21 protein-coding genes are annotated in these 24,931 nt (G+C 43.9%); 12 read left to right on the top strand and 9 right to left on the bottom strand.

Going from position 1 to position 24,931, the window contains the following annotated elements:
- Positions 1 to 232 precede the first annotated feature (232 nt).
- Entirely contained in the window at positions 233 to 664 is a 432-nt protein-coding gene (locus FHS10_RS16900; RefSeq protein ID WP_259092692.1) for a DUF1801 domain-containing protein, read from the top strand.
- A gap of 169 nt (positions 665 to 833) precedes the next feature.
- Here FHS10_RS16900 and FHS10_RS16895 read toward each other — a convergent pair whose 3' ends face one another.
- Together FHS10_RS16895 and FHS10_RS16890 are read right to left on the bottom strand one after the other, a co-directional pair.
- Positions 834 to 1,901 (bottom strand): agmatine deiminase family protein, encoded by a 1,068-nt coding sequence (locus FHS10_RS16895; protein WP_259092691.1) that lies wholly within the window; start codon positions 1,899 to 1,901, stop codon positions 834 to 836.
- Positions 1,902 to 2,038: 137 nt separating this feature from the next.
- A complete protein-coding gene (locus tag FHS10_RS16890; RefSeq protein ID WP_259092689.1) occupies positions 2,039 to 2,908 on the bottom strand; it encodes a carbon-nitrogen hydrolase in 870 nt (289 codons plus the stop codon).
- Between the two features lie 267 nt (positions 2,909 to 3,175).
- Here FHS10_RS16890 and FHS10_RS16885 point away from each other — a divergent pair, with 267 nt between their 5' ends.
- From FHS10_RS16885 to FHS10_RS16870, 4 genes are all read left to right on the top strand, one after another.
- Positions 3,176 to 4,120, top strand: a complete 945-nt coding sequence (locus FHS10_RS16885) for a lysylphosphatidylglycerol synthase transmembrane domain-containing protein (protein ID WP_259092688.1) — start codon at positions 3,176 to 3,178, stop codon at positions 4,118 to 4,120.
- A gap of 60 nt (positions 4,121 to 4,180) precedes the next feature.
- Positions 4,181 to 5,953, top strand: coding sequence for an aromatic amino acid hydroxylase (locus tag FHS10_RS16880; RefSeq protein WP_259092686.1), 1,773 nt, complete (start codon positions 4,181 to 4,183; stop codon positions 5,951 to 5,953).
- Positions 5,954 to 6,203: 250 nt separating this feature from the next.
- Complete coding sequence (locus FHS10_RS16875; protein WP_259092685.1) at positions 6,204 to 6,908, top strand: SDR family NAD(P)-dependent oxidoreductase; 705 nt, start codon at positions 6,204 to 6,206, stop codon at positions 6,906 to 6,908.
- 67 nt (positions 6,909 to 6,975) lie between these two features.
- On the top strand, positions 6,976 to 8,430 hold the full coding sequence (locus tag FHS10_RS16870) for a PAS domain S-box protein (protein ID WP_259092683.1): 1,455 nt from the start codon (positions 6,976 to 6,978) through the stop codon (positions 8,428 to 8,430).
- Between the two features lie 84 nt (positions 8,431 to 8,514).
- Here the strand turns inward: FHS10_RS16870 and FHS10_RS16865 are convergent, their stop codons facing one another.
- Complete coding sequence (locus FHS10_RS16865; RefSeq protein ID WP_259092682.1) at positions 8,515 to 10,248, bottom strand: ATP-binding protein; 1,734 nt, start codon at positions 10,246 to 10,248, stop codon at positions 8,515 to 8,517.
- A 238-nt stretch (positions 10,249 to 10,486) separates the two neighbouring features.
- Between FHS10_RS16865 and katG the strand changes: the two genes are divergently transcribed.
- Positions 10,487 to 12,727: a catalase/peroxidase HPI gene (gene katG, locus FHS10_RS16860; protein ID WP_259092680.1), complete on the top strand. Its 2,241-nt coding sequence runs from the start codon at positions 10,487 to 10,489 to the stop codon at positions 12,725 to 12,727.
- Between the two features lie 230 nt (positions 12,728 to 12,957).
- Here the strand turns inward: katG and FHS10_RS16855 are convergent, their stop codons facing one another.
- Together FHS10_RS16855 and FHS10_RS16850 are read right to left on the bottom strand one after the other, a co-directional pair.
- Positions 12,958 to 13,254, bottom strand: coding sequence for a GIY-YIG nuclease family protein (locus FHS10_RS16855; RefSeq protein ID WP_259092679.1), 297 nt, complete (start codon positions 13,252 to 13,254; stop codon positions 12,958 to 12,960).
- A gap of 287 nt (positions 13,255 to 13,541) precedes the next feature.
- Positions 13,542 to 13,880: a single-stranded DNA-binding protein gene (locus FHS10_RS16850; RefSeq protein ID WP_259092677.1), complete on the bottom strand. Its 339-nt coding sequence runs from the start codon at positions 13,878 to 13,880 to the stop codon at positions 13,542 to 13,544.
- A 151-nt stretch (positions 13,881 to 14,031) separates the two neighbouring features.
- Here FHS10_RS16850 and FHS10_RS16845 point away from each other — a divergent pair, with 151 nt between their 5' ends.
- The 5 genes from FHS10_RS16845 (at position 14,032) to FHS10_RS16825 (ending at position 20,890) form a co-directional block, all read left to right on the top strand.
- On the top strand, positions 14,032 to 14,409 hold the full coding sequence (locus FHS10_RS16845) for a hypothetical protein (RefSeq protein WP_259092675.1): 378 nt from the start codon (positions 14,032 to 14,034) through the stop codon (positions 14,407 to 14,409).
- A 360-nt stretch (positions 14,410 to 14,769) separates the two neighbouring features.
- Entirely contained in the window at positions 14,770 to 16,680 is a 1,911-nt protein-coding gene (locus FHS10_RS16840; protein ID WP_259092672.1) for a S9 family peptidase, read from the top strand.
- A 310-nt stretch (positions 16,681 to 16,990) separates the two neighbouring features.
- The gene (gene guaA, locus FHS10_RS16835; RefSeq protein WP_259092671.1) at positions 16,991 to 18,520 is read left to right on the top strand and encodes a glutamine-hydrolyzing GMP synthase; all 1,530 of its coding nucleotides are present in this window, start codon (positions 16,991 to 16,993) and stop codon (positions 18,518 to 18,520) included.
- Positions 18,477 to 19,721: an ABC transporter substrate-binding protein gene (locus FHS10_RS16830; RefSeq protein ID WP_259092668.1), complete on the top strand. Its 1,245-nt coding sequence runs from the start codon at positions 18,477 to 18,479 to the stop codon at positions 19,719 to 19,721. The genes guaA and FHS10_RS16830 overlap by 44 nt, the downstream gene beginning before the upstream one ends.
- Positions 19,718 to 20,890 (top strand): RsmB/NOP family class I SAM-dependent RNA methyltransferase, encoded by a 1,173-nt coding sequence (locus FHS10_RS16825; RefSeq protein WP_259092666.1) that lies wholly within the window; start codon positions 19,718 to 19,720, stop codon positions 20,888 to 20,890. Before FHS10_RS16830 ends, FHS10_RS16825 begins: the two co-directional genes overlap by 4 nt.
- A gap of 529 nt (positions 20,891 to 21,419) precedes the next feature.
- Here the strand turns inward: FHS10_RS16825 and FHS10_RS16820 are convergent.
- The 3 genes from FHS10_RS16820 to FHS10_RS16810 are packed head-to-tail and all read right to left on the bottom strand — an operon-like array spanning position 21,420 to position 23,216.
- A complete protein-coding gene (locus FHS10_RS16820; protein ID WP_259092663.1) occupies positions 21,420 to 21,755 on the bottom strand; it encodes a hypothetical protein in 336 nt (111 codons plus the stop codon).
- A complete protein-coding gene (locus FHS10_RS16815; protein ID WP_259092660.1) occupies positions 21,752 to 22,336 on the bottom strand; it encodes a hypothetical protein in 585 nt (194 codons plus the stop codon). The genes FHS10_RS16820 and FHS10_RS16815 overlap by 4 nt, the downstream gene beginning before the upstream one ends.
- A gap of 55 nt (positions 22,337 to 22,391) precedes the next feature.
- Positions 22,392 to 23,216 (bottom strand): SGNH/GDSL hydrolase family protein, encoded by an 825-nt coding sequence (locus tag FHS10_RS16810; protein ID WP_259092658.1) that lies wholly within the window; start codon positions 23,214 to 23,216, stop codon positions 22,392 to 22,394.
- A 285-nt stretch (positions 23,217 to 23,501) separates the two neighbouring features.
- Here FHS10_RS16810 and FHS10_RS16805 point away from each other — a divergent pair, with 285 nt between their 5' ends.
- Positions 23,502 to 24,083, top strand: a complete 582-nt coding sequence (locus FHS10_RS16805; RefSeq protein ID WP_259092657.1) for an RNA polymerase sigma-70 factor — start codon at positions 23,502 to 23,504, stop codon at positions 24,081 to 24,083.
- 37 nt (positions 24,084 to 24,120) lie between these two features.
- On the opposite strand, the gene FHS10_RS16800 is transcribed toward FHS10_RS16805, so the two are convergent.
- On the bottom strand, positions 24,121 to 24,924 hold the full coding sequence (locus FHS10_RS16800) for a helix-turn-helix domain-containing protein (protein WP_259092655.1): 804 nt from the start codon (positions 24,922 to 24,924) through the stop codon (positions 24,121 to 24,123).
- Positions 24,925 to 24,931 lie beyond the last annotated feature (7 nt).

Here is a 24,931-nt window from a genome sequence, read left to right as displayed (position 1 = left end):
TGACATTGTGGTTCAAGTTGCTTTGTCATTTCCCTTTCACAGTCCATAGATTTTAACACCCGCAATGACGATTGTTTTTGTTTTTAAGCAGCTTCTCTGTTTGAAATTTGAATAATGAACCCAAAAGCGGAAAGTACTTACACAGGAAATAAAAGAAATGAATTATATTGTATTACTAAAATAGTTCGAGACTTGAAAAGCCGATTGCGCAACCCATAATTCAATATTTCATATGAACGTACAGGAACAAATTGAAACGTATATTACCAGCCAACCTGAGCCCAAACGTAGCGACATGCAAACTTTACATATGCTTATACTTCAAGCCTTGCCAGGATGTAAATTATGGTTTGATGATGGTAAAAACAGCGAAAATAAAACGGTTAGTAACCCTACTGTAGGATATGGATTTCAAATAATGAAATATGCTGATGGAAAAACCAGGGAGTTTTTTCAAATTGGTTTGAGTGCAAACAAAACCGGGATCTCTGTCTATATCCTTGGCATCAAGGATAAAACTTACTTAGCCCAAACCTACGCAACAGAAATAGGCAAGGCGAGCGTGACCGGGTATTGTGTCAGGTTCAATAAGCTAAAAGATATAAATACTGATATACTTGAAGCGGCAATACGATATGGGGTTGAAGTTTCAAGTAAAAATTGAATTTTAAACCGCGGCACTGCCACCACAAGTTATACTTGTTGCGGTTTTGTTGCGCTTTGTAAAATATGATAATTCTTAATGTATTGATTAAGAGTGATATGTGTTTTTATGGTATTTCACTTGTTGCGCAACACAACAGTTTTTAATTTGCATATCAAAAACTCCCCCTTTAGGGGGCCGGGGGGCCAGGTTCCTGCTGGCTTAAGCAATGGAAGCTTCCCAATCCCCAGATAATATCTGTCGAATCGATCCCCACCACCTCACGATCAGGAAAGCACTGTTGAATGATCTGTAAGGCTTTATCATCATTTATTGAACGATACGTAGGAACCACAACCGCCGAATTGGCAATATAAAAGTTGGCGTAAGATGCTGGTAAGCGTGTATCCTCGTAAATCACCGCTTCGGGCATGGGCAGTTCAACAACGTTGAGTTGTTTGCCGTTAAGCAGGCGCATGGTTTTAAGGGTTTCAAGGTTCTCTTGCAGCAGGTGGTAGTTATCGTCGTTTTTGTTTTTTTCAACCACGGTAACCACGGTATCCTCGTTTACAAAACGGGTAATATCATCAATATGGCCGTCGGTATCATCACCTACAATGCCATCGCCCAACCATAAAATTTGCTCGGCACCGTAAAAATTACGCAGATAGCCTTCAATCTGGTCCTGGTTAAGGTGCGGGTTGCGGTTTTTGTTGAGCAGGCAGGCGGTAGTAGTTAAAATAGTTCCCTTACCATTAAAATCGACAGAACCACCCTCCATCACAATTCCCGGGTTAAAAACAGGTAAACCAAAATGGTTACCAATTTTGGTTGGGATCACATCATCCAGGTCGAACGGTGGATATTTACCTCCCCAGGCATTATAGCCCCAATCAACAATAGCCTTTTGTTTGGTATCTGGGTTAATCAAAAACGCCGGCCCATGATCACGACACCAGGCATCATTGGTAGCAAATTCAAAGATCTCTATCTTATTCAGATCAACCCCTGCATTTTGCAGTTGGAAAGCGACCGAGGCTTTCATGCTTTCATCAACCACGTTAATACGCACTAATTCGCCTTTGGTTAATATTTTGATGAACTCGATGTAAGCAGGATAGATCAGATCTATCTTACCCGGCCATGAAGCTTCCTTGTGCGGCCAGCTTAACCAGGTTGCAGTATGTGGTGCCCACTCGGCAGGGAAAAAAAATCCTTGCGAAGCAGGGGTTTGTATAGTAGAAATGTTTTGGCTCATAATTGGTAATGGCAAATATATTGGTTTCCCATTTGTCATTGCGAGGAGGTACGAAGAAGCAATCCCGTAGCTATGCGTAACCGCCCTGTATACTACGGGATTGCCGCGCTACGCTCGCAATGACATAGGGGACTAAATTAGTCTTCGTCTAAAAGGCGTTTCGTTATCGGCTGATAGCTGTCAATCCTCCTGTCCCTCAAAAACGGCCAGTGACTTCTGTAATAATCAGACTTATCTAAATCCAACTCCTGTACAACAACTTCTTCCTCATCATGTGAAGTCTGCTGAATAATAGCACCAAACGGGTTGGCAAAGAATGATCCGCCCCAGAATTTAACACCGGCTTCTTCGCCCACGCGGTTAACGCTCACTACGTGTACACCATTGGCAACCGCGTGCGAACGCTGAATGGTTTGCCAGGCGTTGTATTGTTCAATATTGGTAGCTTCATCCTGGGTAGTAGCCCAGCCAATTGCAGTTGGATAAAACAGGATATCGGCACCCATTAACGCGGTAATGCGGGCTGCTTCAGGGTACCATTGATCCCAACAGATCAACACGCCTAAACGGCCGTATTTGGTATTGAAAACCTTGTAGCCCAGGTCGCCGGGGGTGAAGTAGAATTTTTCGTAAAAACCCGGGTCATCGGGGATATGCATTTTGCGGTACTTACCAAGGTAGCTGCCATCGGCATCTAAAACCGCGGTAGTATTGTGGTAAAGGCCCTGCGCGCGTTTCTCAAATAACGAAGCGATGATCACCACGTTTAATTCGGCAGCAACCTTCGATAGTTCATCTGTTGATGGGCCAGGGATGGCTTCGGCAAGTTTAAAATTGTCGTAGTCTTCCACATCGCAAAAATAAAGCGAGGTAAATAGTTCCTGTAAACAAACTACCTGCGCGCCTTTGGCTGCCGCTTCCCTTACTTTAACAATAGCCTTTTGCAGGTTCTGCTGCTTATTTGCAGTACAGGTCATTTGCACAATGCCAACTTTTACTTTACTCATACCATTTAAATTTGCGCAAAAATAATAATTAAGATTTTATGATTGCACCGATAATTATATGATTACACTGATTTGATTTATGGGTTACACCAACTTCATTTTGGTAGCTTATCTTGCAGCTTATGGTAGGTGTTTTCACCGCACCGTGCCACGTGTTAAACCTATGTGGGGCTAAATTGTCGCTATTTAAACAATGTTACACGGCTGTTGTTGTGGTTTTTAAAAATCAATTGATGTGTGCCATCAAATAATTAGCTTTGCGGCCAAATGACAGAAGACGAAATAATTGACGAAGGCACCGAACATAAAACCTGGAAAGGCAAACTTTGGAGCGTAGTTAAAATCATCCTGATAATTGTAGTTACCGGCGGTTTATTATATTGGGTTTTTAGTAAAGTACCTTTTGTAAAGTTTAAAGACCGCCTGGTACACGCCAATAAAGCCTGGGTTGCAGCAGCTGTGCTATGTTATTTTGGGTCGATGTTGTTTTCGGCCTGGCGGTTGTTGAGCTTCTTTAAATCTATAGGGTTAAAGCTGGATTATCGCTTTAACCTGCGCCTTTACTTTTTAGGCTTGTGCTATAACGTGCTGCTACCCGGCGGTATCGGTGGCGATGGGTATAAGATTTACCTGTTGCATAAAAACTATAAATTGCCAACCAAAAAAGTATTCTGGGCTATTTTGTTCGATAGGTTAAGTGGCTTTTGGGCCATTGGTATGATCACCGTGATCCTTATTATCCTCATCCCGCATATCTCGGATTTGGTTGGTTTGCGCGTTCCGGTGAGTTTACTTGTAGTAGGTTCTATCGTTTATTATGTGGTTGCCCGTAAGTTTTTCAGGGAGTACACCCATAATTTTTTTGCGGCTCATTTAAAAGCTATCGGTGTACAATCTATGCAGTTGCTTTGTATTGTGTGTTTACTGCTGGCGCAGGATTTTACAGGCAAATTTGCCCCATACCTGTTATCATTCCTGATATCGGCCTTAGCCTCCATTATACCATTTAGTTTAGGTGGTGGTGGGGTGAGGGACGCCATTTTTGTAAACCTGGCAAAACCATTTCACCTCACGGCAGATATGGCCGTGTACCTTAGTTTTACCTTTTACCTGATCTCTATAGTAGTGGCCTTATTGGGTGTTTACTATGTTTTTAGGACTGATAGGCTACAGGCCGGCTTACCTGCTATAGAGGAAACTTCCGAAAATTAAAATTTGCCGGTAAACCGAATTGGCTAATTTTACGTTGTGTTTTAAACCAATTAAACGTAAATGAGCTTTAATGATTTTAATAATCCGCAGGTTGCGGCCTTGCCCGGTCATTTAAAACAATTTATAGTCGACCAGCATTACGAGCATTATACACCCATAGACCATGCGGTTTGGCGCTACGTAATGCGCCAGAATTATAGTTACCTTAAGGATGTAGCCTACTACCCATACATTCCCGGTTTAACCAAAGCGGGACTGACTATTGAGCGAATCCCCAATTTACAGGAAATGAACGATGCCCTGGCTAAAATTGGCTGGGGTGCGGTTACTGTTGATGGTTTTATACCACCAGCCGCTTTTATGGAATATCAGGCTTACAGGGTGCTGGTTATTGCTGCCGATATCAGGCAGTCGCGCCATATTGAATACACGCCTGCGCCGGATATTATCCATGAGTCGGCAGGACACGCGCCCATCATTGCCGATAAAGATTACCACGAGTATTTGAGTTATTTTGGCTCGATAGGCGCTAAGGCCATGTTTTCGGCACAGGATTTTGAATTGTATGAGGCCATCAGGGCATTATCAATATTAAAAGAAATGCCCGATGCCGATGTTGAAGAGATTAAAAAAGCTGATGAATTGGTAACCTATCGCCAGGAAAATATGGGGCAGCCTTCGGAAATGGCCCTGTTAAGCCGCCTGCACTGGTGGACGGTGGAATATGGCTTAATCGGTACTTTAGATAATCCTAAAATTTACGGCGCAGGTTTGCTTTCATCTATTGGCGAAAGCGCCAGTTGTATGATGGCCGAGGTTAAAAAGCTTTTGTACACCATTGATGCCGTAAATTACAGCTACGATATCACCAAAACCCAACCCCAGCTTTTTGTAACGCCAACCTTTCAAAACCTGATAGATGTACTGGAAGAGTTTGCCAATACCATGTCGTTCCGCAGGGGCGGGGCTTATGGTTTGGGTAAAGCTTTGGAGAGTAAAAATACCTGTACGGTGGTTTATAGTTCAGGCATACAGGTTTCGGGTACTGTTGCTGATTTTGAGCTTGATGGAGCCGGGAGTCCGTACTTTATTAAAACTGCGGGCTGCACTGCTTTGGCCGTAAACAACAAGCAACTAAAAGGGCACGGTAAAAACTATCATAAGGATGGCTTTAGCTCGCCGGTAGGCCGGTTGAAAGGTAATGTCGTTTTGGAAGAACTCAGTACCGATGAGCTTGCCGTTATCGGGATCACTATTGGCAACAATGCCGAATTGGATTTTGAAAGCGGCATCGCCGTCAAAGGAAAAGTGAAGAGCATCCTTACCTCCGAAGGAAAAACGCAGCTGATTACTTTTGTTGATTGTACTGTTACCGATAAAGGCGGCAGCATGTTATTTGACCCCACCTGGGGCGTTTACGATATGGCGGTGGGCGAGAGCATCGCCTCGGTATTTTGTGGCGCGGCAGATAAAGAGGCCTTTGAAGAAGTTGTTTATAAATCAAAAACAGCCACCCATCATGTAGAGTATAGTGCTAAAAACAGAGAACTACACAAACTATACCGCCAGGTGCGCGATTGCCGCCAAAAACAAGGCGACTACGGCTTTTTAGGTAATGTTTGGCTCCGCCTGCAAAGAGACCACCAGGACGACTGGCTTTGTGCCCTCGAAATATTGGAACTGCTGGAGCACGAAGAAATTGAGCCCGCGCTATCTGCCGAGATCCGGAACTTTCTCCAACAAAAAGCAAAAGGCCAACCCGAGCTCAAAAAACTCATTGCCGATGGTTTTTACCTGATAGCACACCCGGTTGAGCAAAAATTGGTATTTTAGTCACCGTGAAGAAACGTACGTCATTGTATGTGGTGAGATACACAAGCTCTGAAAGCGGGAATGACAAAGCGATGAGAGACTTACGAAGTTTTTAAAACTTCGTAAGTCTGGATCTGCAATTTGTGATGGGTGGGAACGCACTAAGCTCATCGCCGGTCTGTTCTCTCTATAAGGCTACGAGATTGCCACGCTACGCTCGCAATGACATAGTCTATAAAATATTTATCCCTTTTAAGGGGGCTCTCAACTTATGAACATCATTATAACAGGCGCCAGCAGCGGCGTAGGATTTGAAGCTGTAATTGAACTGATATTGTCGGGTGCCCACAAGGTTATCGCATTGGCACGCTCACAGGATAAACTGGAGCGCTTGCTTGAAATTGCCAACGGCTTAAATCCCGATTGCCAACTATACGCACTTACTTTTGATATTGTACACGATGATTATGAAGGCCTGCTTCAGTTTATAGATGCAAACTTTGATAACCAGGTTGATATTTTGATCAATAACGCCGGCGTATTGATCAACAAACCTTTCGTGGAACTGTTAGAAGCAGATTTTGTGGAGATGCTACAAAGCAACTTCATTGGGCATGTGCGCATCATTCAGGCCTTGTTGCCTTTAATCCCTGCCGGTGGGCATATTTTAAATATTGGCAGCATGGGGGGGGTCCAGGGCAGCGCCAAATTTCCGGGATTGGCGGCTTATTCGGCAAGTAAAGCGGCATTGCATACCTTAACTGAATGTTTGGCGCAGGAGCTTGTAGAACAAAACATCAAGGTAAACTGCCTTGCTTTAGGATCGGCGCAAACAGAAATGCTGGAGAAGGCTTTCCCGGGGTATGAGTCGCCGGTATTGGCTTTTGAAATGGGAAAATATGTGGCCGATTTCGCGCTTACAGGGTATAAATTCTTTAATGGTAAGGTGTTACCTGTAGCGGTGAGTACGCCGTAAAATAATATTAGGTTATTGTAAATATTTTATAACTTAGATAAGGTAAAATATGCCATAATAACCTGATATGGATACCAGATTCACTTCGCTTTTTACACATTCAAAGGACATATTTTTTGTGATGGATATGAACGGGGTGATTTTACACACCAACTCCTCGTTCCAAAATCTGTTTAACTATGCCGAAGCAGAACTGGCCGGCATTAATATTGCCGATATCTGCCACCCGGCCGATAAGGAACGCCGCGAAGAATCCATTGGTAGCCTTATGGCAAACAAAAAGCTGGTTGGCTATCAAAGCAGGGTAAAAGCAAAGGACGGCTGCTATTACAGCGTAACCTGGTCAATCATTTTAAATGGCGATAACCTCATTTATTCTACCGGTAACCCGCGCATGGATATGCCAGCACAAGCATCATCGGCAAGTGACGAAATTGTGCAGCATACCATTCAAAGCCTCAACGAGGGGTTTATAGTGTTGGATGAAAACTGGCAGATCAAGGCTTTTAATCCGGCTTTCCAGGCGCTCACAAATTTAAACGCTGATGCTATTGCCAGTATCGGGTTTGATAACATTGAAAGCCTTGGTTTGATACCCGAAGTTACGAGCGAGTTTCAGAGATCGCTCAAAGCAAAAAAATCTACCCAGGTACAATATTTAAATACCCGGTCAAATTCGTGGTTACGTATCAATGTATATCCGTACCATAACCAATTAGCAGTTTTTATAAGGGATATCACCGAAATTAAGATCCAGGAGTGGGTTTTAGGACTGGAGAAAAAGGTATTGGAACTAAATGCCACCACCCAATATTCTTTAGCCCAAACTACAAGCGAACTGCTGAAGGGGATAGAGGAGATTTTCCCCGATATGATCTGCTCGGTTTTGGAGGTTGATGATGCCCAGGAAGAATTACGTAATCTTGCAGCTCCCCGTTTGCCCAAAGCATATTGCGACCAATTGGAAGGTTTAAAAGTTGGCCCCAATCATGGTTCATGTGGTAATGCTGTTTATCACCGTGAGCAGGTTATAGCAAGTGATATTGAGCACGATCCGGCTTGGGCTATGTATGCAGATATGGTAAAGCCATTTGGATTAAAAGCTTGCTGGTCGACACCCGTTATCAGTTCGAAAGGGAATAAGGTTTTGGCGGTTTTCGGCATTTATTATACCACTAAACGCGAACCCACCAACGATGAATTGCATATGATAAATCGTACCGTAAATATTTTACGGGTTTTAATTGAAAGTAAGCGTTACGAAGAAAATATACTCGAACAAAATAACCGCCTGCACTCCATCGCCAATATCAGTTCGCATGAACTCAGGCGACCGGTAGCCACCATCCTTGGCCTGGTAAATTTGTTTGACAGGGACGATATGCTGAACCCCCTTAATCACGAGATTATTACCCACCTGGATACCTCGGCACTGGAATTAGACGTTGTGATCCACAACATTGTGGAGAAAACGGTTTATATGAAAGCCAATACGGTGACGGAGGAAGAGTTGAAAGATTGAAACAGATGTGCAAATATGCAGATTATCTCTTAGCACGTGAATGCCTAAAATAAGTTCGGGATGACTTCGCTTTTTATGATTAAATCAGGGATTTACCGGTATTGTAAACCAAAAACTACTCCCTTTTCCTAATTCACTATTAACTCCTATTTGCCCTTCATGTTGTTTGATGATCTCCGCGCTGATATATAAACCCAAACCAAGCCCCGATGCCTGGAAATCCGATGCTTCTACACGGTAGTAGCGTTCAAACAAATGATCCAACTGGTTTGCCGGAATGCCGGGGCCTTTGTCTGTAACGGTTACTTTAGCCATATTGCCGGTTTTTTCTACAGAAACCAATATCTCTTTCGAAAGCGGAGCGTATTTAACAGCATTGTTTACAAAGTTGACCAAAACCTGGTTAATCTGATGTTCATCGGCAAATACCTGTATGTTTTCGTCGCCTTGTATAATTACTTTAAATTGATCGGCCAATCGCATTTCATTACTATATGCAACTAAAGCGCTTTTAAGGTTAAAAGCAGACTTGTTTAGTTTTAGTCGATTTTGACTGATTCGGCTAAGGTTGAGCAGATCTTCAACAAGGGCACTAATTTTATACATGCTCCTGCTTGACTGTTTGATAAGCTTAGGTATCAGCGGTGATGCAGGCTCATTGATTAGCCGTTCAAGCAATTGTAATGAGCCCTTTAAACTGGTTATCGGTGTTTTTAACTCATGGCTGGCAATGCTGATAAAATCATCTTTTTGCTGTTGCAGTTCTTTTAACTGGTTAATCTCGGTGGCGGTACCAATCCACATTTCTATTTCGCCTGCATCGTTTTTTACAGGTACAATCCTGGTTAAATGCCAGCGGTACTCACCGTCGATGCTTTTAAACCTGTTTTCAATACCGCCGCCCTCTTTCAGTCCGGTTTGCACATCCCTGAATTTATTGGTTGTGGCGTCAAGGTCGTCGGGGTGTAATGCCTCTTTCCATCCGTGGCCTTTACTTTGGTCAAAGCTAAAGCCGGTATAGTCGTGCCATCTTTTATTAAAAAACGTAGCTTCTGCATTATTATTAACCGTCCAGGCCATGTGCGATATGGTTTCAAACATGGTGCGGAAACGGGTTTCGCTATCTGCCAAAGCTTTGGTGCGGGTTAGAATTCTATCTTCCAGTTCGGCATTCAGGTCCTGCAGGCTTTCCCGCGATTGTTCAAGCAGGCTGTTGCTTAAGGAAAGGTGCTCATTGGTAACAGCCAGTTCTTCGTTTGTACATGCCAGTTCTTCGTTCACCGTTTGCAGTTCATCGTTTGAGGTTTTTAACTCCTCGTTCATGCTCTCCAGCTCCTCATTCATAGCTGCCAGTTCTTCACTCATGGCCAATTCCTTTTCCCTCGATTCTGCTAAAGCCAGCCGGTTTAATTCGCGTTCGGTTACATCACGGGCCATACTCAACAGGTACTCTACCTTGCCTGCTTTATCAAAAATAGGAGTGATCTCGGTTTGTGCCCAGCCGCGTATAGGCGGCGCGTCTTTAACCGGGAACTCAAAGTACAGCAGCGGCAATTTAACCTGCCTTTTCTCTTTTATAACTGCCATGAGCCCTTTTCTTAAAAGCTCCAGCTGCTCCTCGCTGTTTTTATCCCATGATTTGAAAGCATCAAATGTGTCTTTTCCTATCAATTGATCTGCCGGTGTTGGCGACGCTTTTTTGCGTTGCTCATTCATGGCTATAATAGTAAAACGGGGAGCATTCGGTTTAATAATTGTGATTGGAAAAGCCACCTGGTTAAAGACAGCTTCAAACATGTGCATCTGTTCGGGTTCCATAGGTAGGTATTGGTAGATTTTGCTTTCAAATATACCATTTGTATTGGCAAGTGAAACCCGTCGGGGCATTGTTGAAGGGAAGAAGCGTAGTAGCTTATTAAATGCCATCGCCCATCGACTCCGCAATGTTATGATGCTTTAATTTCAATGTCACAAATCACTGATGATTAAAAGTTAACTTGACATCTCCACTTAGATTTTCTTAATTTTAAGGATAAACTTATGAACGCTATAAATTATGGAAAACCACACAGATCACAGCAAACTAAGTGATGTTAACAGCCCCAGTGCCGCAAAATGTCCTTTTTTAAATGGTTCATTAAAGCAAAGTGCGGGCGAAGGCACCCGTAATCGCGATTGGTGGCCAAACCAGTTAAAATTGAACATTCTTCGCCAAAACTCTTCGCTCTCAAACCCCATGGATGAAGGCTTCAATTATGCCGAAGAGTTCAAAAGCCTTGACCTTGCTGCCGTAAAAAAAGATCTTTTTGAGCTAATGACCGACTCGCAGGAATGGTGGCCGGCCGATTATGGTCATTACGGTCCTTTCTTTATCCGCATGGCCTGGCATAGCGCCGGTACTTACCGGGTATCTGATGGCCGTGGCGGCGCGGGGTTTGGTACCCAGCGTTTTGCACCGTTAAACAGCTGGCCCGATAATGCTAATCTGGATAAGGCTCGTTTACTGCTATGGCCGATTAAACAAAAATATGGTAAAAAAATATCCTGGGCCGATCTGATGATCCTTACCGGCAACTGCGCCCTCGAATCAATGGGTTTACAGCCTTTTGGCTTTGGTGGTGGCCGTGCTGATGTTTGGGAGCCAGCCGAAGACGTATACTGGGGTTCTGAAAAAGAGTGGCTGGCCGATAGCCGCTATACGCCCGAACGTGAACTGGAAAACCCCCTTGCCGCAGTACAAATGGGTTTAATTTATGTAAACCCCGAAGGCCCTAACGGCAATCCCGATCCGCTGGCATCTGCCCGCGATATCAGGGAGACTTTTGGCCGTATGGCGATGAACGACGAAGAAACCGTTGCGCTTATTGCAGGCGGCCACACGTTTGGCAAAACACATGGCGCTGCCGATCCTGGTCAATATGTGGGTAAAGAACCTGCCGGTGCGGCTATTGAAGAGCAAAGCCTTGGCTGGAAAAATTCATATGGAACCGGCAATGCAGGCTACACCATTACCAGTGGTTTGGAAGGTGCATGGACATCTACCCCCGCGCAATGGAGCAATAGCTTTTTTAATAACCTGTTTGGTTACGAATGGGAATTGACCAAAGGATCGGGCGGTGCACATCAATGGAAACCTAAGGGTGGTGCCGGTGCCGGTACTATTCCAGATGCTCATGATCCTGAAAAATCACACGCGCCGTTTATGCTCACCTCAGATATTGCTTTGCGCGTTGATCCAGCTTACGAAAAGGTGTCAAGGCATTTCCATGAAAACCCTGCCGAATTTGCGGATGCCTTTTCACGTGCATGGTTTAAGCTTACGCATCGTGATATGGGCCCGCGTGCCCGTTACCTTGGCCAGGATGTGCCGGCCGAAGTATTGATTTGGCAGGATCCTATTCCGGCTGTTACCTATCAATTGATTGATGATAGTGATATTGCAGCATTGAAAGGCAAAATATTGGATTCGGGACTTACCGTATCTCAATTGGTGTCTGCAGCATGGGCATCGGCATCAACCTTCCGTGGTTCTGATAAACGTGGCGGTGCCAACGGTGCACGTGTTCGTTTAGCGCCTCAAAAAGATTGGGAGGTGAATAACCCAACGCAGCTTGCCAAAGTATTATCAACGTTAGAAGGTATTCAGCAGGAATTTAACAGCGCCCAAACCGGCGGCAAAAGCGTTTCTATTGCCGACCTGATTGTTTTAGGAGGATCTGCAGCCATTGAAAAAGCCGCGAAAAATGCCGGTTATGATGTTACAGTGCCGTTTACCCCCGGCCGTGGCGATGCTACCCAGGAGCAAACCGATGTAGAATCATTTGAATATATGGAGCCTGCCGCTGATGGTTTCCGTAACTATGTTAACGCTGCCCACGTTTCACCTGCCGAAGCTTTGCTGATTGATAAAGCACAACTGTTAACACTTACCGCACCCGAAATGACAGTTTTAGTAGGTGGCCTGCGTGTGCTGAACACCAATTTCGATGGTTCGCAACATGGGGTGTTCACCAAACGCCCGGAAGCCTTAACCAATGACTTTTTCGTAAATCAACTTGACCTATCAACCACCTGGAAGGCTACGTCAGACGCCGCGAAAGTGTTCACCGGATCGGATAGATCAACCGGCGAGATCAAATGGACAGGCACCCGTGTCGATCTCATCTTCGGCTCCAACTCCGAGCTTCGTGCGATAGGCGAAGTTTACGCCAGCGCCGATGCCAAAGACAAATTTGTACACGATTTTGTTGCCGTATGGACCAAAGTAATGAACCTTGATAGGTTTGACCTGGTTTAAGCGATTTGTTTTATTTGAATAGGAAGAGGTGGTCGGGAAAGGCTGCCTCTTTTTGTTATATGATAACTATCCCCAAAGTCATGCTGAACTTGTTTCAGCACCCCACAGGATAAGTAGCCCAGCTGTTGCACACGGCGGTTAATTCGCTGGCTAACGAATATCACAACTTTAGCTTCTTCCACCCAAAGTCATGCTGAACTCGTTTCAGCATGACTTCTGCTTTTATATATTTATAGCTCCAATTCCCCTTTCAAATCCCTCATGTCTTCATTTACTGACTTTATTAAGTTCACTTTCCAGTCATGATGCCATCTTTTTAACTGCTTTTCTCTGTCGATAGCATCGATAATCCGCTCAAAGTATTCGTAATATACAAGATCATATAGTTTATACTTTTTTACAAAAACAGATCCCTCGCGATTCAAATGCTGCCATACCCTTGTTCTCAGATCACTGGTTACACCGATGTGAAATGTTGTGCGATAAGTATTGGACATTATATAAATATGACCTTGTTTGTAGAGCATAGTGGAACTGTTTTAATCAAATTATAAAGTAAAAAGTCATCCCGAACTTGTTTTGGGACCCCAGGATATTCAGCATGGTGTACACTTAGCATGTGGGGTGCTGAAACAAGTTCAGCATGACTTCGGTTTTGGGTCGACATAGATGTATGGCCCATCTATTTCTCATCCTCCTTATTCACCGGCGCTACAAACCACCTACCCGAAACCTTTTTTACTTCTTTAGCCTTGTCTTCATCAATGCTTGCATCAATAACCTCAGGTGCATCTGCCGCAGCCGCTTTTGCTCTTCAGCCTTTGGTGCCTACTTTTAAAAAGTCGTTCACTACAATTTCGGATACGTAGCGTTTGATGCCTTCTTTATCGGTATAGCTGCGGTTGGTGAGCTTGCCTTCTACGGCTACTTCGTCGCCTTTTTTGAGCAGGTCTTCGGCAAGTTTGGCGGTGGTGTTCCACATGATGAGGTTGTGCCAGGTGGTATCGGTTATTTTTTCGCCCTTGTCGTTCTTGTAGCTTTCGTTAGTGGCTATGGAAAGGCGCACCATTTTTTTGTTGGTGTCAAATACTTTTACTTCCGGGTCCATACCTAAGTTGCCTACCAGGCGCACACTGTTTCTTAATGAGTTCATGTTTTTATTTTTTAATGTTTGTTATTTGTTTGAGTTAACAATACAAAGGTGTGGCTAAGCCGGAAAATTAATCGGGTAATAACCGTTTACAGTCGATAGTATCCATTTGTAAGCGTTTGCAAGCGGATAAATAATTGCCTAACTTTAGCACATGAACCCGGAAAGAAACTGTTTGGACTGTGGCGAACCGTTACACGGTAGGGCCGATAAAAAATTCTGTAATGACCTGTGCCGCAATAATTACAACAACCAGCTTAACAGCAATAGCTATAACCTGGTGCGGAATATAAATAACATCCTGCGCCGTAACCGCCGCGTATTGGAAGAGCTAAACCCAACCGGTAAAACCAAAACCACCCGCAAAAAGTTGGCAGCAAAAGGGTTCGACTTTGACCATATCACCAGCATCTATCAAACCAAAACCGGGTCGACATATATGTTTTGCTATGAATATGGGTATTTGTTGCTGGATGGGGATGAGGTTTTGTTGGTAAAAAGGGAAGAGAATAAGGGAGTAACAAGTAGTTAGTATCAGGTATCAAGATTTTTTAGTTTGTCTGAACCGGGATTAAGCAGATTTATCAGATTTTTGGATTTTGATTTGCATGAGGCAGTCGGGAATCGTGTTAATCCTTTAATCCTATAAATCAAGGTTCAGACAAATGCGTTAGGGATTGGCGCGGATACCGGCCGGGTGAGGGGAAGAGGGTGGGCCGCGGTTAAGGCCTGTGCAGTATGAGCAAAAAGCCCGGGCCGCAGGCAACGCCCTAATAATTCAAAATTCAAAAGTAAAAATTCAAAAAGCCTGGTTAACGCAGGGAACAATATTATAACCACGTCCCATATACCCCTTTTCCACTACCTTTATTCAATTTTAAAAACCATCAAAATGAAGAAGCAATACTTTATTTTAATATTTCTGCTAATTTCGGGCATGGCATCGGCACAAAATTTAACTCCTGAGCTTTTATTGAAAATTGGTCGCGTGAGCGGTAAGGGTATTTCTAAAGATGGTAAGTATGTGATATTTTCGGTAGGCATGCCCAACGTGGCCGAAAATAAGATTGATACCAAAACCTACCGCATTGCCATTACCGGTGGGCGGGCCACGGCCATCACCAATGCCGATGAGCTGCTGGCCGATACCAAAATATCGCCGGACGGAAAATATAAGATCAGCAGTAAGGAAGTTAAGGTTAAAAAGGTAGCCGGGAGCGATTTTTACCCGCTCCTTAAAAAAAGTGAGGCCGTGATATATGATAGCCTGAACTACCGCCACTGGGATACCTGGGAGGATGGCAAGTTTGGTCACGTGATGTTATCGCACATGCTTAAAGGCAAGCCCGGTAAACCTAAAGATTTGATGCCCGATGAGCCATATGATTGTCCGCTAAAGCCGGATGGCGGCGATGAGGGTTATGTTTGGAGCAGCGATAGTAAAAGGGTGATTTATACCTGTAAAAAGAAATTTGGCACGGCCTACGCCATTAGTACCAATACCAATATTTACGCTTATGATATTGCTACCGGTGTAACTACCAATTTAACTGCCGATAATGAGGGTTACGATTTGCAGCCCACTTTTAACCAGCACAACCAAATGGCCTGGCTGCAAATGAAGCGCGATGGCTACGAAAGCGATAAACAGGATTTGGTAGTTGCCAACGGCGATGTTAAAATGAACCTTACCGCGCAGCGCGATGATATCCACGTTGCTGGTTATAAATGGGCAGCGGACGGTAAAGGTTTGTTTTTTACCGCGCCCATAAATGGTACCGAGCAATTGTTTCACGTTACCTATCCTGGCCTTGCCAAAATGATGCCATTGATAACGCAGGTTACCAATGGCGATTTTGACATCAACGATATTATTGGCCAAAAGGGCAACACGCTGATTGTAACCCGTGGCGACTTTAACCACGCTAATGAACTATACACCGTTGACATTACCAACGGTAACATGAAGCAACTTAGTCATGTAAATGATGCCCTATATGCCAAAACCGGGATGTGCACCAGCGAACGCCGCATGGTAAAAACGGTTGATGGTAAGGATATGCTGGTATGGGTGGTATACCCGCCCGGTTTTGATAAAACCAAAAAGTATCCGGCGCTATTGTTTTGCGAGGGAGGCCCGCAAAGTGCTTTAACCCAGTTTTATTCCTTTAGATGGAATTTGCACCTGATGGCATCAAACGGATACATTGTTGTAGCGCCAAATCGTCGCGGCATGCCCGGCCATGGCACACAGTGGAACGAGGAGATCAGCAAAGATCATGGCGGCCTGGCCATGCAGGATTATTTGAGTGCGATTGATAACATTAGCCAGGAATCTTTTGTTGATAAAGCCCGCCTGGGTTGTGTAGGTGCAAGTTATGGCGGCTACTCAGTATACATGTTGGCGGGCATGCACCAAAAGCGTTTCAAAACCTTTATAGCGCACGATGGTATTTTTGATTTCAGGAGTATGTATGGCACTACCGAAGAGGTGTGGTTCCCTAACTGGGATTACGGCGGCCCGTACTGGGATAAAAACAATGCCGCGGCCCAAAAATCATACAAAGAGTTTTCGCCAGGTAATTTTGTAGCCAATTGGGATACCCCGATTTTGATATACCATGGCGAAAAAGATTTCAGGGTGCCATTAGAGCAAGGCTTGCAAGCTTTCCAGGCTGCCCAGCTGCGAGGCATCAAAAGCCGCCTCATAGTAATGCACGACGAAAATCACTGGGTACTACACCCTCAAAACGCGCTGGTTTGGCAGCATGAGTTTTTTAAATGGCTAAAGGAAACGATGTGATTAGTAGTAAGTATCAAGTAGTAAGTAGTAAGATTTTTTGATGTGCAGATGTGGGATAATTTGAGGATTTGATAATTTGAAGATTTGAAAATGATTTTTATCTGAACCGGGATTAAGTTGATTCGTTAGATTTTATTGGATTTTGCTTTGCATGTGGGATGCCACGCAAGTCAAAATTCTGTCAATCCAGATAATCTGCTTAATCCCGGTTCATACAACAAAAAAAATCCGAAATCCCAATTCCCAAACCCGAAATCAAAAATCTCACATCTCATATCTCACATCTCATATCTAAATCCTATCTTTGCCCATGCAAGAAAAAATCCTCATTCTTGACTTTGGCTCGCAATTCACCCAACTTATAGCGCGCCGCGTCAGGGAGCTCAATATTTACTGTGAGATCCACCCCTTCAATCATTATCCCGAAATTGACAGCACTGTAAAAGGTATCATCCTTTCCGGCAGTCCTTATTCTGTGAGGCAGGAAGATGCGCCGCGGTTTGATTTCGAAAAGTTTCATACCACCCGCCCTATTTTAGGGGTTTGTTATGGTGCGCAGTATGTAGCCCATTTTCACGGTGGCGAGGTTTTGGCATCAAGCACCCGCGAATACGGTCGTGCCAATTTAGATTTTATTAACCGCGCAAACCCGCTGTTTAAAAATATCCCCGAAAACTCGCAGGTGTGGATGTCGCACGGTGATACCATTGCCAGTATAGGCGATAACTTCGAGATCATAGCCAGTACAGATAGCGTTAAAGTTGCGGCTTACCAGGTAACGGGTACCCAAACTTATGGCATTCAGTTTCACCCCGAAGTAACCCACAGTATTGATGGCAAGCAATTGTTGGAAAACTTTTTGGTTGACATTTGTGGCTGCAGCCAGGACTGGACGCCAGATTCGTTCATCGAAACTACTATTGCCGCTTTAAAAGAAAAATTGGGCGATGATAAAGTAGTGTTAGGCTTGTCGGGCGGTGTTGATTCGTCGGTAGCTGCCGTATTGTTGCACCATGCTATTGGCGCCAACCTGCATTGTATTTTTGTTGATAACGGTCTTTTGCGTAAAGACGAATATGAGCAGGTGCTCGATTCGTATAAACACATGGGCTTAAATATAAAAGGTATCGACGCTAAAGCACGTTTTTATGATGCATTAGCTGGCTTAAGCGATCCTGAAAAGAAACGTAAGGCTATCGGCCGTGTATTTATTGAAGTATTTGATGATGCCGCGCACGAGGTGCAGGATGTAAAATGGCTTGGCCAGGGTACTATTTACCCGGATATTATCGAGTCGGTTTCTGTTAAAGGACCATCGGCTACCATCAAATCGCACCATAACGTTGGCGGTTTGCCCGATTTTATGAAACTTAAAGTTGTTGAACCGCTAAACACTTTGTTTAAAGACGAAGTTAGGCGTGTGGGCAAAGCTTTAGGCATCGATCCTAATATTTTAGGTCGTCATCCTTTTCCGGGTCCTGGTCTGGCTATCAGGATATTAGGTGATGTAACTCCGCAAAAAGTTGCGATATTGCAGGAAGCCGATGCGATTTATATCAACAATTTACGGTCATATGGTGTTTACGATAAGGTTTGGCAGGCCGGCGCTATATTTTTACCGGTACAATCGGTAGGGGTAATGGGCGATGAGCGTACTTACGAGAACGTGATTTGCTTACGTGCGGTAGAATCATTAGACGGAATGACCGCCGATTGGTGCCATTTACCGTATGATTTGCTTGCTAAGATCAGTAATGAGATCATCAACAACGTAAAAGGAATTAACCGGGTAGTATATGATATCAGCTCAAAACCGCCTGCTACCATTGAGTGGGAATAAATGGTTATGGTTTTTTATAACGGCATTGGTACTGGCTGCATGTTCTCCAAAACTGCGGCCGGTAGCACCCGTAAAAAAGCCCGCTGAAAACGTACCCGAAAAACCAAAGGTTGCCGATAGGCCGGTAAAACCTGTTGAAGTAAAACCCTTAACTATTGCCATGATCTTGCCTTTGGGGCTTGATCACCTCAGGCCGGGTTCAAAATATACTTCGCCGGGCTTAAACAAGGCTAACATGAGCGTGGAGTATTACCAGGGCTTTAAACTGGCGCTCGACTCATTGACGGCCGAAGGGGCAAACTTTAAACTTCGTTTGTACGATTCAAAGGATGATGCCTCGCAAGCACATAGTCTTGCCCTTAATCCTAATGTTAAAAGCAGCGAACTGATTATTGGTCCTGTTTTTCCCGACGGGATGAAGGTATTTACTACCGGACTGAATACCAAATCTCCTGTATTATCGCCCCTTTCGCCGGCATCGCCTACAACTATTAACAGTGGCAACCTGATTACGGTGATGCCTCCGTTAGAGTATCATGGCTGGGGCGCGGCTCAGTACATCAACGATAAATTAAAACCTAAAAAGATTTTTATACTGAGATCGGGCTTTAGCCAGGAGCAGGATTATGTGCGCGGGTTTAAAAACGCTACAGATAGCTTAAGCAAAAAGAAAACAAAGCTAATTATTGCTACCATTACCAAAGGACAACTCGCTGGCTTGTTACCTCAGTTATCCAAAACAGACCGGAATGTGTTTGTGGTAGCCGCTACCGACCAGGCTTTTTTGAATGTGATTTTAAAATCATTAGATACCCTGAACCGGCATTACCCGGTTGTATTGTTTGGACACCCAAGCTGGGAAAAATTCAGTTTTTTAAAGATCGATATTTTACAGCGCCTGAAAACCCACATCACATCTGCCGACCAGATTGATTACAAGTCTGACGCCAGTATGGAGTTTGTGCGGGTATATCACCGCGTTTACCACATTGAGCCAACAGATTTTGCTTTTAAGGGGTTTGATGAAGGAATGTATTTTGGCAAACAATTAATGGATGCTAATTTTGCGTCGTTAGATAAGGCAGATTTTACCGGTTTACACAACAACTTCCATTTTATTAAAAAAGCGGGCTTAGGTTGGGTAAATACGCATGTAAATGTGCTTATGTATAGTAACTTTGAGTTAAAACCCGTAGAATGAAGGCTATAAACCAGCTTAAAACGTTTCAGCGAATAATAGGAGAATACCCGGTTGATACGCCCTTAAGCAAATTTTTACCTGGCTTTTACAGGCAAAATAAACAAATGGGATCAACCGACAGGCGGGTTGCCAACCGGTTAATATACAGTTACTTTCGCCTTGGGCAGGCACTGCCAAACCTGGCTACTGATGAACGCCTGAATGTTGCCGAATTTTTATGCAATACCAATACCAACTCGTTTTTACAACACTTTAAACCCGAATGGGCCGCCTGTATTCATTTTAATATTGATGATAAACTGGCGCTGGTAAAAACGGCTTACCCCACGTTTAAGTTAGAGGATGTTTTTCCATGGACGGGCCAGATATCGGAAGGTATCGATAAAGGCGCGTTCTTAAAATCGTTTTTTTGCCAGCCCGATCTGTTTATCCGCGTACGCAATGGCTACGATCATTTAGTGAAAGCCGAACTGAATAAAGCCGAAGTTATATTTAAGGACGAGGGTAACGGCTGTTACTCGTTACCTAACGGCACCCGGTTAGAAACCATTTTTCCTAAACAAAACTGGTTCGAGATACAGGATTTGTCATCGCAGCAAACCGGCGATTTTTTCCGGCCGCAGCGCTGGGATAGTTGGTGGGATGCCTGTGCGGCATCGGGCGGTAAATCGTTGCTGCTGCATGAGGATGAGCCTAATATCAAGCTGGTGGTGTCTGATATCCGTGAATCGGTATTGGTTAATTTAGACGAACGCTTTCAATTAGCCGGTCTCACCAAATACCAGAAAAAAGTACTCGACCTGACTACCAACGTAGATCAAACCCTGCACGATTACCAGTTCGATGGCATTATCCTTGACGCTCCCTGCAGCGGATCTGGCACCTGGGGCCGCACCCCGGAAATGATAGCCCAGTTTATGCCCGCCAAAATTGAGTTTTTTCAGCGCCTGCAAAAAAACATAGCACAAAACGTGGTCAAATATCTAAAACCCGGCAAGCCACTTATCTATATCACCTGCTCGGCCTTTAAAGGCGAGAATGAAGATGTGGTTGATTACCTGGTAAAAGAACTGGGTTTAAAGCTTGAAGAAAGCAAAGTGCTTAAAGGGTATGAGCATAAGGCGGATACGATGTTTGTGGCGAGGTTGAGCCCCCGGCCTCCTAAATAACTATGTCATTGCGAGGAACGAAGCAATCTCGTAGCAGTACAGAGAAACCATACAAATCCGATCTGCATAGCTACGAGATTGCCGTACTGCGCTCGCAATGACGTCTTTTAAAACGACTGTCATCCTGAGTAAGTTTTATTTGCGCAGAAATAATGGCATTGCAGATGACACTAAAAATAGCTCTAATAATCAGTAAGTTATAAATGTGTCAATGGCAGGAACGAAGGATCTATTCTACACCATGCTCGTTCGCTCTGTATGTTCACGAATAGATTCTTCGTTCCTCAGAATGACAGGGTGGAGAGGACAGTTTTTACGTCATTTTCCTCTTCAGAGGCCCCTGATTTTAAAACTCGCAATGACATGGTTTATATTATCATTCCCTCTCGGTAACCTGAACACCCGCGAGGTTTTAACTCGTGACAAACGCTGGCTTCAGCTTTCAGCTGAACTTCGTAAGCTATAAGCTTATACCAGTTTTACCAGCGGGTTACGCTACGCTAACCTCGCGGGAGTGATGCAACCTTTCTCATAACTTTCTGCCTCCTTTAAAGAAAGCCGCCGCCGCGATTCCCCCGACAATTAAACCGATAGGAATATAAACCTGCCCCGGAATTAATATAGCTGATGCAATAGCTAAAAATACGCCGATGCCAATTTTTAGCATGGCAAGGTTATAAAACGGTTGCTGCTCCTTATTGACCTCAACTATTTGCTGGATGGATAGGTTTGTTAGCACCTGCTTAATCAATTCTTCCGGGATACCTTGCTTGTCCAGCCGGGCGCGAATGACTTCGTTATCATAACCCTCGCGCTTAAGCTTTGACGCGATTGAATAGGCTTTGTTTTTAAGTTCGTCGCTCATAAAATACTCTCGATATGCTTTTTTATGTATTTGAGAGCGGTTGCTTTGCTTTCAAAGGTATCTACAATGGTAATGTTTTGAATCAGTTGCATGAATAGTTCCTCGCCTAAATAACCAGCCAGGGCCAAATCAATAGCGTCGTAGCGAGTGGCTTCATTACCATCAACTTCATCAATTTTGACGTCGATATCAAAACTGCCATCATCAAACTGATAAAGTACATACTCCCAGTTGGCGCTGTTAACCCTGATTCTTTTACCGCTTTCATTTTTCATATCCAAAATGCCCTCCCAACCCTTCGCTGGTTTAAATGCAAGAAAATGCCATCCGGCGCATACCGGGGCTAAGTCAACTACTTGTTGGGTTAATGGAAGATGATTAATGTTGAAGCCTGGCGAAATAGCAAGAAAGTAGTCATCGTTCTCCCACGGACCAATTTCCCATGCAGTTATTCCCAAATCGGTAATACGTGCGTCTAAAAGAGAAATTAAGTTTTGGTTAGATGGATACTCTAATAAGTCGGCGGCTACAGACTGGAACCAAATCCAAAATGAATGTACTTTATCGATATTAATGTCCATTATAAAAAAGGTTTCATTGGACGAAAGTATAGATTTGTTAATTATATGCCAGTTCTTAAAACTTTTTAAATATCCCAATCAAACTCTTCGCAATAACAGCATCACCATCATCGGACGGATGCAGGCCGTCGTACGTTAACGCCATGGCTTCTTTGGGGTAAGGGTGCTCATCAGTCGCGGGGTTAAAGGGAATATCTATAAACTTAGGGTATTGATAATTTACATATTGGCCGGTAGCCGGATCTTTTACCCGTTTAAATTTTACCAATTTATCTAAGGTCAGCGCACGGTTATGATACAGGTTATCAACCGGGATGTGTTCATATTGGCCGATGGAATCTATCGCTCCGCAAACCGCTTCTAATGTTTGCCCGTTTTTGGGCTTGTATGATCCGTAAGCGGTGTTGTTTTTATCAAACAGGTACACAAAATCAACACGCTGCATGGGGGCTATCAGCACAATCTTAGCTTCAGGGTTTAAAGTGCGCAGTTTGTTGATAATAATGCGAAACGAACCATAGATGGTATTATTACCCGCGTTATTCTTATAGTCGTTAAAGGTGCCTATCGGGCGACCTTGCCACCAGTCGTTTGTGCCTAAAAAAACAGTGTAAATATCGGCATTGGTGAGGCCCAAGCTGTCTATCCGGTTGGCTATCCCGCCGGATGTCCATCCGTTGTAGCCTTTGTTTATGTAATGTATGTATGGCAGTTTTTCAGTTACCTGGGTTAGGTATCCCCTGGTCAGCCGGTTGTCGGTTTCATTAAGGTGATCATTAAGATAGGAGATGGAATCGCCAATGGCTACCCAGGTTAAATCCTTGTGTTTAAAGGAACTTAGCAGGCAAATTGCCAGTAAAAGAAGCGGGATTTTTTTCATTGATTTGGTAGGCATACTCATTTGTTATCCAAAAGTAATTTTACAGTTAAAAAGTTACACTTTTTAGTAATAATAAATGTGTTAAAATACGGTTAATTCATCTATAACCACTTTTAAGTAAGTGGGTTATAGTTTTTTAAATTAGTGTTTAAACACATTGTATTAACAATTTTACTATGAAAGTAGCTGTATACCACGTTAAACCGCTTGACAAGTGCGCTATTTTTTTTGAGTTTTGTTGATTAGTTAGTGTTTATTTTACACAGCATTAACGTAGTGTAATAGATGACCGATCTTTCCATGTTTTCTGATCCGGAATTACTTGTATCGCTAAAACAAGATAAGCTTGGTGCGTTTAAGGAGATTTACAACAGGCATTGGGGCAAGTTGTTTGGCGATGCTTATAAACGCCTCAACAGCAGGGAACTGGCCGAAGAAGTTGTACAGGAGATCTTCACCAACTTTTGGACCAAACGTCAATCATTACAGCCCAATGTCAATATCGCCGCCTACCTGCATCTTGCTGTTCAAAACTCGGTTATTGACCAATACCGCAAGAAACTTGTTAAAGAAAAATATAAAGAAGCCTTTAAAATTGTACATTCCGAAGCTGATAATTCTACCGAGGATGCCATTTTAATGAAAGAACTTACCTATACCATCCAGACAGAGGTTAGTCATTTGCCCGATAAATGTCGTTCTGTTTACGAATTGAGCCGTAACGAACACAAAACCAACCGCGAGATTGCCGCCTACCTTGGCATTTCTGAAAAAACGGTTGAAAATCATTTAACCAAGGCGCTTTCCCGATTGCGCTTAAGTCTCTCACACTATTTGGTGCTTGTTTTGGCTATCCTTTTAAAATAATTGTAATTTTTCTCTTATAGCGGCACATTTCTTCCGCTTATGATGGCACATGTTTGTTAAGGTGATCCGATCTTGTAGGATTATACCCAAAGTGTTTTTTGAAAGCAAAGGAAAAATGAGAAAGGTTCTCAAAGCCTGTATCGAGATAAACTTCAGATGGTTTTCTTTGCTGTTCCATGATCTGGTAATGAGCCAGATCTAAGCGTTTTTTTGTCAGCCAGCGGCCTGGTGTTTGACCAAAAACATGCTTGAAATCTTTTTTAAAGGTCGTCAGGCTCCGGCCGGTCAGGTAGCCGAATTTCTCCAGCGGCAGATTAAACCTAAAGTTCTGCTCCATAAAGGAGACCAGGTCGAGTTTGCCCGGCGCTTCAAAATGACCGAGCAGCCCGTCCGTTGCGGGGTCGACGGCACGCAGCACGCGAATGGCCTCTTCCACCTTGAACGCGGCGATATCGGCAGGCAGCGCATCGGCCAGCTCAAAATAGGGTTGCAACGAATTGAACAAACTTTGGAGCAAGGGATGATCGCCGAACAATATCGGTTCAGTGCTGCGCGGTGCTAAAGGCACGATGTTCTGATAATATTGTTTCAGGCGGTCATCACGAAAAATAACGGAGATCGCCAGGCAGGGTTCTCCGTTGAGCGGCAGCTTACTCATGCGCCCCAACTGGTGGCGCGGAAACAGGATAGTATCACCTGCAAAAAAACGAAAACTCCGGTCGGTCGCCGCAATCCAGACCTCGCCCGAGATGACACGGACCAGCGCCGGCCACTGAAGCATGAGCTCCCGGCTGTAATGAATTTCCTTTTTGCAGGAGACAAATACTTCGGCGACTTCCATAACGCAA

The sequence above is a fragment of the Mucilaginibacter dorajii genome, from assembly GCF_024808255.1.
GTDB lineage: Bacteria > Bacteroidota > Bacteroidia > Sphingobacteriales > Sphingobacteriaceae > Mucilaginibacter > Mucilaginibacter dorajii.
Note: the sequence above shows the minus strand (reverse complement) of the source record. Positions and strands in the feature narration are given on the sequence as shown.

Bases quoted from the DNA above. Each gene is read 5' to 3' on its own strand.
- FHS10_RS16840 (WP_259092672.1), top strand. From the start codon at position 14,770: ATGAAGAAGCAATACTTTATTTTAATATTTCTGCTAATTTCGGGCATG.
- FHS10_RS16845 (WP_259092675.1), top strand. From the start codon at position 14,032: ATGAACCCGGAAAGAAACTGTTTGGACTGTGGCGAACCGTTACACGGT.
- FHS10_RS16855 (WP_259092679.1), bottom strand. From the start codon at position 13,254: ATGCTCTACAAACAAGGTCATATTTATATAATGTCCAATACTTATCGC.
- FHS10_RS16880 (WP_259092686.1), top strand. From the start codon at position 4,181: ATGAGCTTTAATGATTTTAATAATCCGCAGGTTGCGGCCTTGCCCGGT.
- FHS10_RS16810 (WP_259092658.1), bottom strand. From the start codon at position 23,216: ATGAAAAAAATCCCGCTTCTTTTACTGGCAATTTGCCTGCTAAGTTCC.
- FHS10_RS16895 (WP_259092691.1), bottom strand. From the start codon at position 1,901: ATGAGCCAAAACATTTCTACTATACAAACCCCTGCTTCGCAAGGATTT.
- katG (WP_259092680.1), top strand. From the start codon at position 10,487: ATGGAAAACCACACAGATCACAGCAAACTAAGTGATGTTAACAGCCCC.
- FHS10_RS16805 (WP_259092657.1), top strand. From the start codon at position 23,502: ATGACCGATCTTTCCATGTTTTCTGATCCGGAATTACTTGTATCGCTA.
- FHS10_RS16825 (WP_259092666.1), top strand. From the start codon at position 19,718: ATGAAGGCTATAAACCAGCTTAAAACGTTTCAGCGAATAATAGGAGAA.
- FHS10_RS16900 (WP_259092692.1), top strand. From the start codon at position 233: ATGAACGTACAGGAACAAATTGAAACGTATATTACCAGCCAACCTGAG.
- FHS10_RS16870 (WP_259092683.1), top strand. From the start codon at position 6,976: ATGGATACCAGATTCACTTCGCTTTTTACACATTCAAAGGACATATTT.
- FHS10_RS16815 (WP_259092660.1), bottom strand. From the start codon at position 22,336: ATGGACATTAATATCGATAAAGTACATTCATTTTGGATTTGGTTCCAG.
- FHS10_RS16850 (WP_259092677.1), bottom strand. From the start codon at position 13,880: ATGAACTCATTAAGAAACAGTGTGCGCCTGGTAGGCAACTTAGGTATG.
- FHS10_RS16820 (WP_259092663.1), bottom strand. From the start codon at position 21,755: ATGAGCGACGAACTTAAAAACAAAGCCTATTCAATCGCGTCAAAGCTT.
- FHS10_RS16885 (WP_259092688.1), top strand. From the start codon at position 3,176: ATGACAGAAGACGAAATAATTGACGAAGGCACCGAACATAAAACCTGG.
- FHS10_RS16865 (WP_259092682.1), bottom strand. From the start codon at position 10,248: ATGGAACCCGAACAGATGCACATGTTTGAAGCTGTCTTTAACCAGGTG.
- FHS10_RS16830 (WP_259092668.1), top strand. From the start codon at position 18,477: ATGATATCAGCTCAAAACCGCCTGCTACCATTGAGTGGGAATAAATGG.
- FHS10_RS16890 (WP_259092689.1), bottom strand. From the start codon at position 2,908: ATGAGTAAAGTAAAAGTTGGCATTGTGCAAATGACCTGTACTGCAAAT.
- FHS10_RS16800 (WP_259092655.1), bottom strand. From the start codon at position 24,924: ATGGAAGTCGCCGAAGTATTTGTCTCCTGCAAAAAGGAAATTCATTAC.
- FHS10_RS16875 (WP_259092685.1), top strand. From the start codon at position 6,204: ATGAACATCATTATAACAGGCGCCAGCAGCGGCGTAGGATTTGAAGCT.
- guaA (WP_259092671.1), top strand. From the start codon at position 16,991: ATGCAAGAAAAAATCCTCATTCTTGACTTTGGCTCGCAATTCACCCAA.